12 protein-coding genes, 1 tRNA gene and 1 pseudogene are annotated in these 14,469 nt (G+C 69.3%); 2 read left to right on the top strand and 12 right to left on the bottom strand.

Features of this window, described 5'->3' with window-relative positions; translation table 11 throughout:
* From HMPREF0058_RS09965 to polA, 6 genes are all read right to left on the bottom strand, one after another.
* Positions 1–633, bottom strand: coding sequence for a cation diffusion facilitator family transporter (locus tag HMPREF0058_RS09965; RefSeq protein ID WP_006549669.1), 633 nt, complete (start codon positions 631–633; stop codon positions 1–3).
* A gap of 9 nt (positions 634–642) precedes the next feature.
* Positions 643–1,884: a dephospho-CoA kinase gene (gene coaE / locus HMPREF0058_RS11900; protein WP_006549668.1), complete on the bottom strand. Its 1,242-nt coding sequence runs from the start codon at positions 1,882–1,884 to the stop codon at positions 643–645.
* 50 nt (positions 1,885–1,934) lie between these two features.
* Complete coding sequence (locus HMPREF0058_RS09955; RefSeq protein ID WP_006549667.1) at positions 1,935–3,407, bottom strand: M81 family metallopeptidase; 1,473 nt, start codon at positions 3,405–3,407, stop codon at positions 1,935–1,937.
* A 33-nt stretch (positions 3,408–3,440) separates the two neighbouring features.
* Positions 3,441–3,767, bottom strand: a complete 327-nt coding sequence (locus tag HMPREF0058_RS09950; protein WP_006549666.1) for a DMT family transporter — start codon at positions 3,765–3,767, stop codon at positions 3,441–3,443.
* A gap of 174 nt (positions 3,768–3,941) precedes the next feature.
* On the bottom strand, positions 3,942–5,393 hold the full coding sequence (rpsA, locus tag HMPREF0058_RS09945; protein WP_006549665.1) for a 30S ribosomal protein S1: 1,452 nt from the start codon (positions 5,391–5,393) through the stop codon (positions 3,942–3,944).
* A gap of 256 nt (positions 5,394–5,649) precedes the next feature.
* Positions 5,650–8,439: a DNA polymerase I gene (gene polA / locus HMPREF0058_RS09940; protein WP_034237135.1), complete on the bottom strand. Its 2,790-nt coding sequence runs from the start codon at positions 8,437–8,439 to the stop codon at positions 5,650–5,652.
* Positions 8,440–8,456: 17 nt separating this feature from the next.
* On the opposite strand from polA, the gene HMPREF0058_RS09935 reads away from it, so the two are divergent.
* The gene (locus HMPREF0058_RS09935) at positions 8,457–8,897 is read left to right on the top strand and encodes a PaaI family thioesterase (protein ID WP_006549663.1); all 441 of its coding nucleotides are present in this window, start codon (positions 8,457–8,459) and stop codon (positions 8,895–8,897) included.
* Between the two features lie 35 nt (positions 8,898–8,932).
* Here HMPREF0058_RS09935 and HMPREF0058_RS09930 read toward each other — a convergent pair whose 3' ends face one another.
* Positions 8,933–9,532, bottom strand: coding sequence for an ANTAR domain-containing response regulator (locus tag HMPREF0058_RS09930; protein ID WP_006549662.1), 600 nt, complete (start codon positions 9,530–9,532; stop codon positions 8,933–8,935).
* Positions 9,533–9,595: 63 nt separating this feature from the next.
* On the opposite strand from HMPREF0058_RS09930, the gene HMPREF0058_RS09925 reads away from it, so the two are divergent.
* A tRNA-Leu gene (locus HMPREF0058_RS09925) sits at positions 9,596–9,669 on the top strand.
* A 126-nt stretch (positions 9,670–9,795) separates the two neighbouring features.
* On the opposite strand, the gene pyk is transcribed toward HMPREF0058_RS09925, so the two are convergent.
* From pyk to hisF, 5 genes and pseudogenes are all read right to left on the bottom strand, one after another.
* Positions 9,796–11,226: a pyruvate kinase gene (gene pyk, locus HMPREF0058_RS09920; RefSeq protein ID WP_024034728.1), complete on the bottom strand. Its 1,431-nt coding sequence runs from the start codon at positions 11,224–11,226 to the stop codon at positions 9,796–9,798.
* A 71-nt stretch (positions 11,227–11,297) separates the two neighbouring features.
* Complete coding sequence (gene lgt / locus HMPREF0058_RS09915; protein WP_006549660.1) at positions 11,298–12,134, bottom strand: prolipoprotein diacylglyceryl transferase; 837 nt, start codon at positions 12,132–12,134, stop codon at positions 11,298–11,300.
* Entirely contained in the window at positions 12,135–12,959 is an 825-nt protein-coding gene (locus tag HMPREF0058_RS09910; RefSeq protein WP_006549659.1) for an indole-3-glycerol phosphate synthase TrpC, read from the bottom strand.
* A gap of 109 nt (positions 12,960–13,068) precedes the next feature.
* Positions 13,069–13,461 carry a phosphoribosyl-AMP cyclohydrolase gene (gene hisI, locus HMPREF0058_RS13050; protein WP_211205898.1) on the bottom strand — a complete coding sequence of 131 codons (393 nt, stop codon included), beginning with the start codon at positions 13,459–13,461 and terminating at the stop codon, positions 13,069–13,071.
* Positions 13,462–14,229, bottom strand: a pseudogene (gene hisF / locus HMPREF0058_RS09905) (imidazole glycerol phosphate synthase subunit HisF); the annotation flags it as partial. It abuts the gene before it with no gap.
* Positions 14,230–14,469: the final 240 nt, after the last annotated feature.

The following is a 14,469-nucleotide window of genomic DNA, read 5'->3' as shown; positions in this document are numbered from 1 at the left end:
TTAGTCCTCGTCCACCTCCAGTGCCGGGTCCTCGGCACGCGCCTGCTCCAGCACCTCTCGGGCGGCGCGCAGGTTGACCACGGCCATGAAGGAGCCGACGACGACGTCCGGCCACACGCTCGGGTGGGCGAGGGTCAGGATCCCCGCAGCCACCATGAGCAGGTTGGCGAGGACGTCGTTGCGGGCCGCGAGCCAGGCTCCGCGTACCAGCGCTCCCCCACGGCCTCGCAGGCTGATGAGGGCCAGGGCGCTCGCGGCGTTGAGGACCAGGGCCAGCAGGGCCGTCCAGCTCAGCGCCCCGCCGTCGGGAGCAGCACCCGTGACCACCTTCCAAGCGGCCGTGGCCAGGGCGGCCAGAGCCGGCAGGAGGATGAGACCTGCCAGCCAGGTGCTGGCCCTGCGCCGGCCGGCGAGTGACCAGCCCAGCGCTGCGAGCACGAGGGCGTTGATGAGGACGTCCTCCAGGAAGTCGGCGGCGTCCGCCAGCAGCGAGGCCGAGCCGATGGCCGCGGCGACAGCCACCTCCGTGAGCACGCCGACGAGATTGAGTCCGACCACGAGCCCGACCACGCGCCTGCCGCGTCGGTCCAGGCTCGAGCTGGTCAGGTCTTCGTCGTGGTCAGTGTCAGGCACCGCCCCAGCCTAGCCGCGTTCCAGGGCCTGCCACACACCTGCCACCTGCTCCTCCAGCTGCTCCACAGCGCCGTCGTTGTCAATGACGAGATCGGCCAGAGCCTCGCGCTCGCCGTCACTGGCCTGCTGGGACATCCGAGCCTCAGCGTCCGCGCGTGCCAGGCCGCGTGCCTCCAGACGCGCCAGCCGCAGCTCGCGTGGCGCCCTGACCACGATGACGGTGTCGAAGAGGTCCGCCATGCCGCCCTCAGCCAGCAGGGGGACGTCGTAGACGGCGACGCGGCCCGGTCCTGCCGCCTCCATCTGCTCAGCCGCGGCGGCGGCCACGCGAGGCAAAGTCATGGCCTCCAACCGGGCCCGGGCCTCGTCGTCGTCAAAGACCACCGCTGCCAGAGCGGCGCGGTCCAGGCCGCCGTCCGCGGCGATGACGCCCTGGCCAAAGGCCTGCTTGATCTCCTCCAGGGCGGGGGTGCCCGGCTCGACGACGGCGCGTGCGAGGGCATCGGCGTCCACGACGAGCGCGCCGCGTGCCGCGAGCATCCCGGCCACGGTCGACTTTCCCGAGCCGATGCCTCCGGTCAGGCCTACACGCAGCGGCCGGCTGGGACGCGGGACGCTCAGGCGGCTCATGCCTTGGATGTGCGCGTGGTGACGGCGGACCTGGTCGGCCAGCTCGACCAGCAGCGCAGCCAGGGTCCTGGTCACGATCGGGGTCCCAATAGTCGTGGCCAGCGGTACGTGGACGAAGCCGGTCGGACGGGTGGGGTCCTCCTCGACGGCGTCCAGCGCGGTGTAGAGGGTCGTGTTGCACACGTAGCGCCCGGCGTCGTCAGAGGTGGTCACCGGCAGGCCGGTGGCGGACAGACGGCCGGCCAGGGCGTGGGCCGCCCAGGTGGAGTGACGCCGCCTCGGACCAGCAGGGACCACCTCGGCGTGGTCGGGCTGGGCGCCGGAGTTGTCCGGGATGGAGGCCGTGGCCTCGTTGTAGGCGGTGGTCTCCAGCTTGATCGCCTTTGCGCTGGCGTCCAGGCCCACGTGCACGACGACGTCCGGTCGCCCAGAGGCGATGAGCTCGCGCACCCGTGCCGCGGCCCCGGCGAAAGTGACCGGGAGGAGCTCACGACGCAACCTCACCGCCCCTCCTGCCAGCGTCAGCTCCTCCGGCAGCGCGCGTACTGCCTCCCAGGAGGCGTTGTCGCTGCCGCCGGCGAAGGGCTCGAATCCCGTGATGAGGGCACTGACCTGATGCATGAGGCGAGCCTAACGACCTCACGCGGCCCCGGCGCGACGCGACGCCCGCGTCAGGGCACGACGAGCCGCAGGTGGGGGCCGGCCTTGCCCAGGTCCGTGTCGAAGGGCACCATGGGACGCTCGATGTGGCGGTGTCCGAGCCGGATGAGGTCCTGGTCGACTCCGCCTGGAGTCAGCGCCATCTTCCAGTCACGCTGCGCCTCGTACAGGTCCGGCTCCAGGTAGCCGATCTTGACCACGACGACGTCGGCTCGGCGTACGTCCAGGCCCAAGCGTGCGTACTGCTCATGCTCGGCGTACTGGTTGCGCCGGCTGGTGACGATAACCGTGAGACCGCCACTGCGCAGGGCGGCCGTGCGCCCGCCCATCGGGTCGTCGCACAGGGCCGTCACCGTGCCCGTCACCGGCACCGGCCCGGGCTCACGGGTGTCGATGTGACCACCGAGCTCGACGCTGACCTCGCCGCCAGCCCCCGCCTGCCAGCAGGCCTCGGCCGCGACCGGATCCACGATCGAGGCATGGATGACCTCCAGGCTGCCGGTGCGTACCGGCTCCCAGGCCAGCAGCCCCGCCAGCGCAACCGTGACGTCATCGGCCCCGCCCGCACCGGGATTGTCCCCCGAGTCAGAGATGAAGGTAGGGCGCCGAGCCGTCAGCGCCCACTCAAGGCAGCCTTCCAGGCTGTCCACCGGAGCAACAAAGTCGAAGTCGTCGCGCACCTGCCAGAAGGCCTCTGCGAGCTCGCACGCGCCGTCGGCCACCGCCTGCCGGTCATCGCCGTAGACGACGACGGCGCCCTGGCAGCGCGGCTGATCGGCCCAGGCGAAGCCGATCCAGATGGCGGCGTCCGTGACGCCGGGACGTGCTTCGACGTCGGGAACACGCGCATAGAGCGAGCGTGCCGGTTCGATGCGGGTCGAGGTCTTCTCCCCCGGCAGCAGCACCGGCACGTGCACCAGGGCCTTGACAGGCTTACCAGAGCCGTCCCGCAGGCGGGCCACGAGGTTGTAGGCCGCCCGGCGCACTGATTCACGGGCGTCCTCGTGGGGTGCCATGCGGTAGCAGGTCATGAGGTCGCAGCCGTCAAAGAGCGTGTCGGAAACGTTGCCGTGCAGATCCATGGATGCTGAGATCATCGGCCCTGGGCCCACGGCGCGGCGCACCGCCGTGACCAGGTCGCCCTCGGCGTCGTCCTCGCCCTCCACGCTCGCCGCGCCGTGGATGTCGAAGAAGACGCCGTCCAGGGGCTCGCTCTGGTGGGCCTGGCGCAGGCCCTGCTCGATCTCCTCGCGCCAGGCCTCATAGGCCCTGCGCTCGACCACGCCCCCGGGCAGTGCCCCGGCGTGCAGCACAGGCACCCAGTCCACTACCTGCGCCCACGGCTCGTCCTTCCAGCTGTAACGCTCAAGGAGCTGCTGGCCTCGCCGCACCACGAAGTCCTTCTCTCCCGAGGTGTAGGGGGTAAAGGTAGAGGACTCAATGTGCAGTCCGCAGATCGCGATGCGTGGGCGACTGTGCCCCATGTGGTCTCCTCGCTCGGTGCCGCGAGCACCTTCCTAGTGCTCAGCGTCGGAGACGAGTTTAAGACCGATAACGCAAGCCATGAGGCCGGCCAGAAGCAGCACCTTGACCACCGACGTCGACTCAGCGCCGGTGACCATGGCCCAGGTGATGGTGGTTGCCGCCCCGATCGCCGTCCACACGGCGTAGCCGGTGCCCACCGGGATCTCACGCAGCGCATAGGCCAGGCCGCCCATGGACACCAGGCAGCTCACGGCAAAGACCAGCGTGGGAAGAAGCTTCGTGAAGCCCTCCGAGCGACTCATGGCAGTCGCCCAGACCGCTTCGAAGATGCCGGAGGCAATGAGGACGATCCAGGACATGACCGGCCCCTCTCGATAGTGCTGGGGCCGTCCCCGTGTGCGTCCGCGTCGCCGGGTCGTCCCGGCGCGGGCACGACCGTAGCACGAGATCTGGCCCCGTCCACTTGGCAGTGGACGGGGCCAGATCTCAGGCGATATGCCGGGCCGCTCAGGCGGCGTGGTCAGCTACCGGGCTCAGTTGCCGGTCAGCTTCTCGCGCAGGGCAGCCAGGGCCTCGTCGGAGGCCAGGGTGCCGGTGGACTCGGCCGGAGCCGAGGAGTAGGAGGCGGAGCCAGCAGCGGCGGTCTCGCCAGCCTCGGTCTCCTCCTCCAGAGCCTTGGCGACCTGAGCCTTGTGGGCCTCCCAGCGAGCGTGGGCAGCCGCGTACTCGGCCTCCCAGGCCTCGCGCTGGGCGTCGTAGCCCTCGAGCCACTCGTTGGTCTCCGGGTCGAAGCCCTCGGGGTACTTGTAGTTGCCGTTCTCGTCGTACTCGGCAGCCATACCGTACAGCGAGGGGTCGAAGTCCTCGGAGTTGGGGTCGACGCCCTCGTTGGCCTGCTTGAGCGACAGGGAGATGCGGCGACGCTCCAGGTCGATGTCGATGACCTTGACGAAGACCTCCTCGCCGACCTTGACGACCTGCTCGGGCACCTCGACGTGGCGCTGGGCCAGCTCGGAGATGTGGACCAGACCCTCGATGCCGTCCTCCACGCGCACGAAGGCGCCGAAAGGAACGAGCTTGGTGACCTTGCCGGGCACGACCTGGCCGATGGCGTGGGTGCGGGCGAAGGCCTGCCACGGGTCCTCCTGGGTCGCCTTGAGCGACAGGGAGACACGCTCGCGGTCGAAGTCGACGTCGAGGACCTCGACGGTGACCTCCTGACCGACCTCGACGACCTCGGAGGGGTGGTCGATGTGCTTCCAGGACAGCTCGGAGACGTGGACGAGACCGTCGACGCCGCCCAGGTCCACGAAGGCACCGAAGTTGACGATCGAGGAGACCACACCAGTGCGGACCTGACCCTTCTGCAGGGTCTGGAGGAAGTTGGTGCGAACCTCGGACTGGGTCTGCTCCAGCCAGGCGCGGCGGGACAGGACCACGTTGTTGCGGTTCTTGTCCAGCTCGATGATCTTGGCCTCGAGCTCGCGGCCGACGTAGGGCTGCAGGTCGCGGACACGACGCATCTCCACCAGCGAGGCGGGCAGGAAGCCGCGCAGGCCGATGTCGAGGATGAGGCCGCCCTTGACGACCTCGATGACGGTGCCGGTGACGACGCCGTCCTCCTCCTTGACGCGCTCGATCGTGCCCCAGGCGCGCTCGTACTGAGCGCGTTTCTTGCTCAGGAGCAGGCGGCCTTCCTTGTCCTCCTTCTGAAGGACAAGAGCCTCGATCTCGTCCCCGACGGAGACGATCTCGTCGGGGTCGACGTCGTGCTTGATGGACAGCTCACGAGCGAGGATGACGCCCTCGGTCTTGTAGCCGATGTCAAGGAGGACCTCGTCACGGTCGACCTTGACGACAGTGCCCTCGACGATGTCGCCGTCATCGAAGTACTTCATGGTCTCGTCGACGGCGGCGAGGATCTCCTCGGTCGAGCCGATGTCGTTGACGGCGACCGGGGCGGGGCTGGGCGTGGTTGTGGTCATTGAGTAGGTGCTCCGAATACGGACTGGTGGGTCGGGTCAGCAGAAACCATGCGTCCCCCTTGCGCGAACCAGCCCGGACTGGCCCACGGTGCGGTTGGTCCTCTGACAGAGGCCCTGGGGCGCACCCGCGTGACTCTACCAGGACGCTCCCAGGATGCACCCCCTGGGACCCTCCCCCAACTGCGTGCAGACCACGTGGAATCGCTCACGTTTGGCAGCTGTACGCCGTCGCCATGCAGACATCGGCCTGCCGCGCTCAGTGAGCAGCGGCCCGCCAGGTCGCTCCGCGCCCCACGGACACGTCCAGCGGCACGGACAGCTGTGCCGCACCGGACATCCGTGCGCGTACCAGCTCCTCGACCGCCTCGGCCTCACCCGGGGCGATCTCCAGGAGGAGCTCGTCATGGATCTGGAGCAGCACACGCGAGGCCAGCGCGGACTCGGCCAGGGCGTCGGCGACGTCGATCATCGCCTTCTTGACGATATCGGCCGCGCTGCCCTGGATCGGGGCGTTGAGTGCCGCCCTCTCAGCCATCTCACGGCGCTGGCGGTTGTCACTGGTGAGGTCAGGCAGGTAGCGCCGGCGTCCGAACATGGTCTGGGTCCACCCGTCACGGCGGGCCTGAGCAACCACGGACTCCAGGTAGTCATGCACCGCGCCGAAACGGGCGAAGTAGGCATCGCGCAGCGCCGAGGCCTCCGCATTGTCGATCCCCAGCTGGCGAGCCAGTCCGTAGGTGGACAGTCCGTAGGCCAGGCCGTAGCTCATGGCCTTGACGTGGCTGCGCTGCTCGGCGGTGACGTCAGCGACGTCGATCCCGTGCACCATCGCGGCTACGTAACGGTGCAGGTCCTCCCCCGAGCGGAAGGCGTCGATCAGCGCCTGGTCGCCGGACAGATGCGCCATGATGCGCATCTCGATCTGGGAGTAGTCCGCCGTCAGCAGGCACTCCTGCCCCTGGCCCACCGTGAAGGCCTCGCGGATCCGCATCCCCTCCTCGGTACGAGCAGGGATGTTCTGCAGGTTGGGATCGGTGGAGGACAGCCGCCCCGTGGCAGCCACGGTCTGCTGGAAGGTGGTGTGGATGCGTCCGTCGGCAAGCACCGCCTTGCGCAGGCCCTCCACGGTCTGACGCAGCTTGATGGCGTCGCGGTGCTCCAGCAGATGCTCCAGGAAAGGGTGCCCGGTCTTGGCGTACAAGGCGGCCAGTGCCTCGGCGTCAGTGGTGTAGCCCCGCTTGGTCCGGCGAGTCTTGGGCATCTTCAGCTCGTCGAAGATGACCGCCTGGAGCTGCTTGGGGCTGGAGAGGTTGAGCTCGTGGCCGGCGGCGGCGAAAGCGGCCTCGGCGGCGTGCGTGACCCGGGCGTCCAGCTCCACCTCGCGTGCCGCCAGCACCGAGTCGTCCACGGCGATACCGGCGTCCTCCATCTGCGCCAGGCAGGCCGCCACGGGCATCTCGAGCTCGGTGTAGAGCGTGACCGCCCCGCGCTGGGCCATCTGCTCGCCAAGGACCTCCTGGAGCGGCAGCAGGCAGGCCGCGCGGCGCGCCGAGGCCAGCAGGGTCCTCGGAGGCGTTCCGTCGGCCAGTGACTCCAGGTCGAAGGCCGTCTGCGGCTCGGCCTGGGCCAGGGACTCCAGGTCCAGGCCGAGCCAACGCTCAGCCAGCGTGGCGACGTCGTAGCTACGCTGCTCCGGGCGGCACAGGTAGGCAGCCAGGGCGGGGTCGGCCACCACGCCGTCCAGACCGATGCCGCGGCCCCGCAGCGCGTGCCAGCTCCCCTTGGCGTCGGCCACCACCTTGGGGTGATCAGGATCGGACAGCAGCTGGTCAAGCGCCTCCTCGTCCTGGGCCAGGAGGAGGGTCATGTCCACTACCAGCGACCGTGCGCCGTCGGAGACCGCCACCACCTGGGCGTCCCCGCGCCCTGGTGCCAGGGTGCCCACGACGTCGACACCGATGGTCACGCCTGCGTCACCCAGGTGACGGTGGATCCAGCCCTCAACCTGCCCCGGGGCGACCTCCCGGCCGAGCGTGAAGACCTCCAGGTCCTCCAGCACCTGCCGCGGGGAGCCCTCACCGGTGACCTCCTCAGCGTGATCGGCGGTGTCGGAGAAGCTGAGCACACGCAGCGCACGCTGGTGGAGCGTACGGAACTCCAGGCTCTCCATGACCCGAGCCACGGCGCTGCGGTCGGCCAGCGGCATCCGCAGGTCCGCCACAGGGTCGATCCCCAGGTCCAGGTCAGTGCGCAGCCGGTTGAGACGGCGGTTGCGGATGACGTCGTCGAGGTGGTCGCGCAGATTCTGCCCGGCCTTGCCCTTGATCTGTTCAGCGTGGGCGATGACGCCCTCCAGGCCGTCATACAGGTTGATCCACTTGGCCGCGGTCTTGGGCCCGACCCCGGGCACGCCCGGCAGGTTGTCACTCGTCTCGCCCACCAGGGCTGCCAGGTGCGGGTAGCGCTCGGGCGGGACACCATAACGCTCGGTCACCTCCTGCGGCGTCATCCGGCGCAGGGTCGAGACTCCCTTGATCGGGTAGAGCACCGTGCAGCGCTGCGTGACCGTCTGGAAGGAGTCACGGTCGCCAGAGCAGATGAGGACCTCCATGTCTTCGTCCTGGGCCTGGGCGGCCAGGGTGGCCAGGATGTCGTCGGCCTCGAATCCAGGCGCCGTCACCGACCGCACCCCGAGGGCGGCCAGGACCTCCTCAATGAGCTCGATCTGCCCGATAAACGGCTGGGGGGTCTGCTCACGCGTGCCCTTGTACTCGGCGTACTCCTGCGTGCGGAAGGTCCCACCAGGCAGGTCGAAGGCCACGGCGACGTGGGTGGGGGCCTCCTGCTCGATCAGTGACAGGAACATGGAGGTAAAGCCGTGCACCGCGTTGGTCGCCTGGCCGGTCGAGGTCGTGAAGGAGTCCACCGGCAGGGCGAAGAAGGCACGGAAGGCCATCGAGTGCCCGTCAATGAGCAGCAGCCGCCCACTCGTAGCAGGCGCGTGGTCAGTACCGGGCTGGTCAGGAGTAGTCGAGGTGGTGCTCACCGTGCCAGCCTACGGGTATGAGCCCGACCGAGTCTGCACGCCCGCCCGCCTCGACCCCGCTGGACTCGCCCAGCCTTGAGCAGGCCGAGCGCGGGACCCTCATGTCCACCCTGGCCATGGAGGTCACTGAGCGCAGCGCTGAGCGCACGGTGGTCAGGATGCCGGTGGACGGCGCGCTCCAGGTGATCGGCATCCTCCACGGCGGGGCCAGTGCGGCCCTGATCGAGACCGCGGCCTCGGTGGCCGCTCGTCAGGCCGCTCCCCAGGGCACGGTCCCGGTGGGGGCTGAGCTCCAGGTCAGCCACCTGCGTCCGGTACGTCACGGTCTCGTCACCGCCGTGGCTATCCCCGTCCACATCGGACGGCGTACGGCGGTCTACGAGGTCACGGTGAGCGACGACGCCGGCTGCCTGGCCGCGCGCGGCACCTTGCGCAGCCTGTTTACCTCGGTCGGTTAGGCACCCGCCTGAGACTGGCGGCCGGACCGGCCTGGCTACTCCTTGGCGGCGCCGACCTGCTCGATGACGGCGTCGGCCACCTCACGCATGGTCAGGCGACGGTTCATCGAGGTCTTCTGCAGCCACCGGAAGGCCTCCGGCTCGCTCAGCCCCATCTTCTCCATGAGCAGGCCCTTGGCGCGGTCCACGCGCTTGCGCGTCTCGAAACGCTCCTGCAGGTCGCTGATCTCGTTTTCCAGAGACTGGATCTCCTCGTGACGCGAGGCCGCGATCTCCAGGGCGGGAACGAGGTCAGCCGGGGTGAAGGGCTTGACCACATAGGCCATGGCGCCGGCCGCGCTGGCACGCTCGACCAGCTCGGTCTGGGAGAAGGCCGTGAGCATGACGACGGCGACGGAGTGGTTGTCCAGAATCTTCTCGGCAGCCGTGATGCCGTCCATCACGGGCATCTTGACGTCCATGACGCACAGGTCCGGCTCGAACTCGTCTGCCAGGGCAACGGCCTGCTCGCCGTCGGCAGCCTCGGCTACGACCTCGTAGCCGGCTTCCGTCAGGGTCTCGACGATGTCAAGGCGGATCAGGGTCTCGTCCTCGGCGACAAGGACACGACGTTTGGTGCTGGGCTCAGTAGTCACGCGGTGATTGTAGTATGGTCACCGTCGTTGTCGCGCGATGGTGTCGTGTCTGGCAGCGCTGGCGCCTCCGTAGCCCAATTGGTAGAGGCATCCGACTCAAAATCGGAGCGTTGTGGGTTCGAGTCCCACCGGAGGTACTGATTGTGCTCCGCGCCCCTGGCCCCACGTGTACGGGTGCGGCCGAGTGAAAGAACAGGTCTCTTCACTCGGCCGCACCCGTTGACGTTTTGGCAGGCCTGGCGGCCCGTCAGCGGTCAGGCCGATCAGGCCATGTAGTCGACCGTCTCGCCTACCGTGTGGACACGGATGGAGTTGGTCGAGCCCGGCGTGCCCGGCGGCATACCGGCCACGATGATGACCTCGTCACCGGGGCTGGCCAGGTGCTTGGCCTGCAGCAGCTCGTCCACCTGCGCCACCATCTCATCGGTGTGATGCACCGAGGGAACCTCGTAGGTGGTCACGCCCCAGGACACCGCCAGCTGGTTGCGAGTCGTGCGCAGCGGCGTGAAGGCCAGCAGCGGGATGGGCGAGCGCAGCCGGGACAGACGGCGCGCTGTGTCACCGGACTGGGTGAAGGTCACCAGGTAGGTGGCGTCCAGCTGCTCTCCCATGTCCGCGGCCGCGCGGGTCATCGCGCCACCACGGGTCTGGGGGTAGGAACCCAGCGGCGCGATGCGCTCGCCGCCGTTCTCCTCGACGTTCTCGATGATGCGGGCCATGGTCCGCACCGCCTCGATCGGGTAGGCCCCCACGGAGGTCTCGCCGGAGAGCATGACGGCGTCTGCGCCGTCGAGAATGGCGTTGGCGCAGTCCGAGGCCTCAGCACGCGTGGGCCGGGGGTTCTGGATCATCGACTCCAGCACCTGGGTGGCGACGATGACCGGCTTGGCCTGGCGACGAGCCAGCTCGATAGCGCGCTTCTGCACCAGCGGCACGGCCTCCAGCGGCATCTCCACGCCCAGGTCACCACGGGCCACCATGATGCCGTCGAAGGCTGAGACGATATCGAAGAGGTTCTCCACCGCCTGCGGCTTCTCGATCTTGGCGATGACGGGAACGTGGATCCCCTCCTCGTCCATGATCTGGTGGACGTCCTTGATGTCCTCCGCGCTGCGCACGAAGGACAGGGCGATGAGGTCGGCCCCGATCCGCAGGCCCCAGCGCAGGTCCTCACGGTCCTTCTCGCTCAGCGCCGGCACGGAGACCGCCACGCCGGGCAGGTTGAGCCCCTTGTGGTTGGAGACGTAACCGGGAACCTCGACCTTGGTGACGACGTCCGTGTCCGTGACGGCCACGACCCGCACCGCGACGTTGCCGTCATCGATGAGCAGTCGGTCGCCAGGACGGCAGTCCCCGGGCAGTCCCTTGAAGGTGGTCGAGGCGCGCTTGACGGTGCCCAGCACGTCCTCGGTGGTGATGGTGAACTCGTCACCCTTGTTCAGCATGACCTTCTGGTCATTGACGAAGGTCCCCAGCCGGATCTTCGGTCCCTGCAGGTCGACGAGGACGGCGACGGGACGGCCGGAGGCCTCAGCCGCGGCACGCACCCGCGCGATGACCTCCTCCTGGTCCTCGGCCCGACCGTGGGAACGGTTGATACGGGCCACGTTCATGCCTGCGTCGACGAGCGCCTGCACCTGCTCCGGAGAGTCTGTCGCTGGTCCGAGGGTGCATACGATCTTGGCTCTACGCATGGCTCACATCCTACGTGAGTTTGCCGGCGATAGCCCACCGCCACGGTGGTTCCACCGGCTTGGGACCATCGTCACGGGGCTGCGGTCTCGATCGCGTCATCGAGGTGACGTCGTGAGACGAGGACGTAGCCGACCAGTCCCGCCACGAAGACGAGCACAGAGGTCCACACGTTCAGGCGCAGTCCCGCAATGACCTGGGCCTCGTCCACTCGCAGGTACTCAATCCACACCCGTCCTGCGGTGTAGACCATGAGGTAGGCCCAGACCAGACGCCCACCCGTGGCCCCCTGGCGCTGGCGCAGCCGGCGCCCCAGCCACACCAGGAAGGCGGCCCCGGCCAGGTTCCACAGCGCCTCGTACAGGAAGGTCGGGTGGAACAGCGTCCCCGAGGCGTAGCCCGCTGGCAGGTGGGCGTCGTCGATCTGCAGGCCCCAGGGCAGCGTGGTCGGGCCGCCGAAGAGCTCCTGGTTGAACCAGTTGCCTAGCCGCCCTACTGCCTGGGCCACCAGCAGAGTCGGCGCGACGGCGTCAGCGAAAGGGGACAGTCGCAGCCCACGATGGTGCAGCAGCCACGCACCCGAGGCGACCCCGGCGGCGATACCGCCCCAGATCCCCAGCCCGCCATGCCAGATCTGGGGGATCAGCGCGAGGTTCCCGCGGGGGCCGAAGTAGGCGTCAGGTGAGGTGATGACGTGGTAGATCCTGGCTCCCACGATGCCCACCGGCACGCTGATCATCGCCACGTCCAAGGTGGTGTCGGGGTGCCCACCCAGGCGCTGGTAGCGCCGCCCGGTCCACCACACGGCGATGAAGACGCCGGTCAGGATGCACAAGGCGTAGGCGCGCAGGGGAAAAGGACCGAGGTACCACACGCTCTGGGACGGGCTGGGGATCGAAACAGGTAGCACTCACAGAGCCTCTCGATGGATGGCGGTCAACAAGGAGGGGTGGGAGCCGGCGGCGACCAGCTGGGCCACGAACTGCTGCGGGTCGGCCGAGCGGATGAGGGCCTCGCCCACGAGCACCACGTCCGCACCGGCGCGGGCGTAGTCCATGACGTCGCGGGCGCCGCTGACCCCGCCCTCAGCCACGCGCAGCACGGAAGTAGGCAGCACCTCGGCCACCTGCTCGAACCTGCTCGGGTCGACCTCGAGGGTGTCAGGGTCCCGGGCGTCCACGGCCACGCAACGCGCCCCGTTCTCCACCGCGGTGATGGCCTCGCGCCTGGAATGGGCCTCGACGACGGCGAGCATGCCCAGCGAGGCGGTGCGCTCGATGAGGGACTCCAGGATGAGGGGGTCCAGCCGGGCGTCCAGCTTGAGCAGGTCCGCACCGTGAGCACGCGCCTCATGGACCTGATAGGGGGTGACGATGAGGTCATTGACTAGGACCGGCACGTCCACGGCCCCGCGCACAGCGTCCAGGTCGCGCAGGTCCCCGTTGGAGTAGACCGGCTCGGTGACCACCGAGACGCACGCGGCCCCTCCCGCCTCGTAGAAGCGAGCCAGCACGGCGACGTCACCCACGCCGCTGAGGTCGGCGAAGGTGGCGGTGGCGCGCTTGACCTCGGCGATGACGGAGACCGCCCGGCCCTCGGCACGCAGCGCGGCCAGGGCGTCCTTGGAGGCGGGAGCGGTGCGCACCATCTCACGCAGGCTCTCCAGGGCACGCTCCTGCTCGCGGCGCGCCACGGCGTGACGTGCCGCCTCGATGAGCTCCTCGAACGCGATCATCACTCACCTCCTGTCCGGTCAGGGACGCCAGCTGGTGTGCTGGCACCGCCACAGTGTGTGGCCATCGTCCTCGGTGGGGAGGGCTGAGGCAAATCCGCCGTGCCGCCGCTCACACCTCGCGCGGCTCGTCACGGTGCCCGACGACGGCGCCCAGGTCTCCCCCGGCCTCGAAGCAGGAGCGGGCACCGGTGTGGCAGGCTGCCCCGACCTGGTCGACCTGGACGAGCAGCGCGTCCCCGTCACAGTCCAGGGCCACCGAGCGCACGTACTGGGCGTGGCCGGAGGTGTCCCCCTTGCGCCAGTACTCCTGCCGGCTGCGCGACCAGAAGGTGACCCGCCCTTCAGTCAGGGTGCGGCGCAGGGCCTCGTCATTCATCCACCCCAGCATGAGGACCTGCCCGGTCTCAGCCTCCTGGATGATGGCGGCCACCAGCCCTGCGGCGTCGCGCTTGAGCCGCGCGGCGACGGCGGGGTCAAGCTCAGGGTGCGCGGGCGTGGCCAGGCGCACGGGGTGGCCGGCCTTGCGCAGCGCCTGCTTGGCCTGGCTGATCGTGAGCGTGCCGTAGTGGAAGACGCTGGCCGCCAGGACGGCGTCGGCCCCGTGGTCCGCCGCAGCGGCGAAGTCCTGAGCCCGTCCCGCCCCTCCCGAGGCGATCAGCGGCACCGTGACCTGGGCGCGCACGTCGTCGAGCATGGCCAGGTCGAAGCCTGCGGTCACGCCGTCGGCGTCCATGGAGTTGAGCAGGATCTCCCCCGCTCCCAGCTCGGCCGCCCGCCGTGCCCACTCCACGGCGTCGATCCCCGTCGAGCGGGTGCCGCCGTGGGTCGTCACCTCGTAGCCCGACGCCGTGCTCACCCCTGGTGGGCAGCGCCGTGCGTCTACGGACAGGACCACGACCTGGTTGCCAAAGTGTTCGGCGACCTCGCTGAGCAGCTCCGGGCGCGCGATCGCCGCAGTGTTGATGCCGACCTTGTCCGCGCCCGCGCGCAGGAGGGTGTCGACGTCCTCGACGCTGCGCACCCCACCTCCCACGGTCAGGGGCACGAAGACCTGCTCGGCCGTGGCGGACACGACGTCAAGCATCGTGGCCCGGCCCTCCGAGGAGGCCGAGACGTCAAGGAAGGTGATCTCGTCGGCGCCCTGCTGGTCGTAGCGACGGGCCAGCTCCACCGGGTCACCGGCATCGCGCAGTCCCTGGAAGTTGACGCCCTTGACGACTCGTCCGTTCTTGACGTCCAGGCAGGGGATGACACGGACGGCAACACTCATGGGCACTCCTGACAGCTGGGTGGGCAACGACCGCCAGCCTACGCGAGGAGCGCGGTAGCCTGCTGGGGTGTCCGCCCCAGCGCTGCCTCGTGACCTGGCCACCCTCCTGCCGGACCTGCGCAGCCGTGACGGTCTCGGCCCGGCCGAGGGCCCACGCGTCGTGCTGGTCGTCGACGGGATGACCGGCTCGGGCAAGTCGACGCTCGCCGCGAGCCTGACCACCGAGCTGGCGCGGCGGGG

Origin of the sequence: Actinomyces urogenitalis DSM 15434 (assembly GCF_000159035.1) — a bacterium.
In the GTDB taxonomy this organism is placed as follows: Bacteria; Actinomycetota; Actinomycetes; order Actinomycetales; family Actinomycetaceae; genus Actinomyces; species Actinomyces urogenitalis.
The sequence above is the reverse complement of the archived record's forward strand: the minus strand, read 5'-3'. Positions and strand labels throughout refer to the sequence as shown.